The following is a 1,919-nucleotide window of genomic DNA, read 5'->3' on the forward strand; positions in this document are numbered from 1 at the left end:
GAAGCGGGCGGGGAACGACTTTCCATTCCAGCGGTTCGAATCCTGTGTCACGGAGAAGTCCAGTGAGGGTTTCGGGTGTGAAATAGTGCAGGTGGCTGCGAATGAACCAAGGCCATCTGCCGCGTCGAATTCGGCCGTGGAGGCTCTCGGTGTTTACGGTTGACAGGAGTAGGAGTCCATTGTCCTGCAATGCCTGGTTGGCCTTGTCGAGAGCGAGACGAGGGTTGACGACGTGTTCAAGGACGTCGAGCATGGCGACCACGTCGTAGGGTTCTTCGGTTTCGAACCCCTCGATCGTGCCCTGCTGGAGGTCGACAGCCAGGTTCTTTGCTCCCCAGGCCACCGACCAGAGCGAGGGTTCGAAGCCCGTCGCCTCCCAGCCACGGTTGTCGGCAACGGACAGAAACATGCCGACGTGGCTACCGAACTCCAGCAGTCGTCGACCGGAACTTATGTATGGATCTAGCTGGGCGAGCATCCACTCGAACACTCCCTGCCGTACTTCGATCTCGTTGAGGTATGACGCATCCTCCACGGTTGCGTATCCCGCGAGAATCTCGCTGGTCGTTGGCCCGCCGTTGGCCGAGAGCAAACCGCAAACCTGGCATTGGATGATGTCGTCATGGACATTCAGTCCCGACGTGGTGCAACGATATTCCGTCGGGTCGACCGGCCCGTCGGCATTGGCTTCGTAGACCAGGACATGGGATCGCGAGTCGCATCGGATACACGGCCCGGCCGCGGTAGCTACGCCCGAATGGCGCCGAGCCGCGGCCGGGACCAGCTTTGATGATCGTCCCCTTCGTCCCCATTTGGCTCGGGATTTCAGCGCCAGACGGGCACTCGCCCACACATACCGAAGTGAAGGGCCGACGGCAATAGACGACGACTCGAGAGTGTATCGGGTCGGTATCGGCACCTCGATGATACGTTGGCGACGGCCGATAGCTTCGGTTATGAATTGGGCGTCGAACGAGAAGTCGTCGCTGTATGTCAGGAATGGCATCGAGAGTAGGCACTCGCGACTGTAGGCGCGCATGCCCGAGTGCAGTTCGGTAAAACGGGTACCCATGACTACGTTTTGGAATTTGGTGGTGAGGCGATTACCGACGTATCGGTACAGCGGCATCCCGCCCTCCCGGGGGTCGGACATACCGGCGAACCGGGAGCCAAACGTCATGTCGGCATCTCCCGATAGCAGAGGTCCGATGAGCAGTGGCACGGCTTTGGGATCGTACTGATAGTCGGGGTGAAGCATAACGACAATGTCCGCTCCAGCTCCCAGGGCAGCTTTGTAACACGTTTTTTGGTTGCCCCCGTAGCCACGATTCTCCGGATGTCGGATGACAGTGAGTCCGAGAGATTTTGCCACTTCGCTGGTGTTGTCGCTGCTGAAGTCGTCGACGACAATGATTTCGCCTGCCACCCCCGGTGGAAGGTCATTGAGCGTCTTTTCGAGCGTCATGGCGGCCTCATAGGCCGGCATGGTCACGATGACCTTTATTTCTTTCACGGTGGGAGCGGTTCCTGTTCGGCTCATCACATCATATCGGTTGGGTTGCGAACCACCTTGACTCCTCCCATTCAGGCCGTGTCGCGAGGTGAAATGCATCGATGCGGTAATCCCCCTGTCCTGTACAATCGGTCGTCGTGTCTGCTAATTCCATTTCTATTCGGGGCGCCCGTGCCCATAACCTGAAGAACCTGTCGCTGGAGCTACCCCGAGATCAGCTCATCGTGTTTACGGGCCTAAGCGGCTCGGGGAAGTCGTCCTTGGCATTCGACACCATTTATGCCGAAGGGCAGCGGCGATATGTCGAAAGTTTGTCGGCCTATGCCCGCCAGTTCCTCGGACAAATGGACAAGCCTGACGTTGATTTCATCGAGGGGCTGTCTCCGGCCATCTCGATCGATCAGAA

At 58.4% G+C, this 1,919-nt stretch carries 2 protein-coding genes; one reads left to right on the plus strand and one right to left on the minus strand.

Annotated elements, in window-relative coordinates; translation table 11 throughout:
- Positions 1-1,540: glycosyltransferase (locus JJE47_17855; protein MBK5269291.1), on the minus strand; the 1,540-nt coding region annotated here is incomplete at its 3' end.
- Positions 1,541-1,650: 110 nt separating this feature from the next.
- On the opposite strand from JJE47_17855, the gene JJE47_17860 reads away from it, so the two are divergent.
- Positions 1,651-1,919: hypothetical protein (locus JJE47_17860; protein ID MBK5269292.1), on the plus strand; the 269-nt coding region annotated here is incomplete at its 3' end.

Source organism: Acidimicrobiia bacterium (assembly GCA_016650365.1).
Taxonomy (GTDB): Bacteria; Actinomycetota; Acidimicrobiia; order Spongiisociales; family JAENVV01; genus JAENVV01.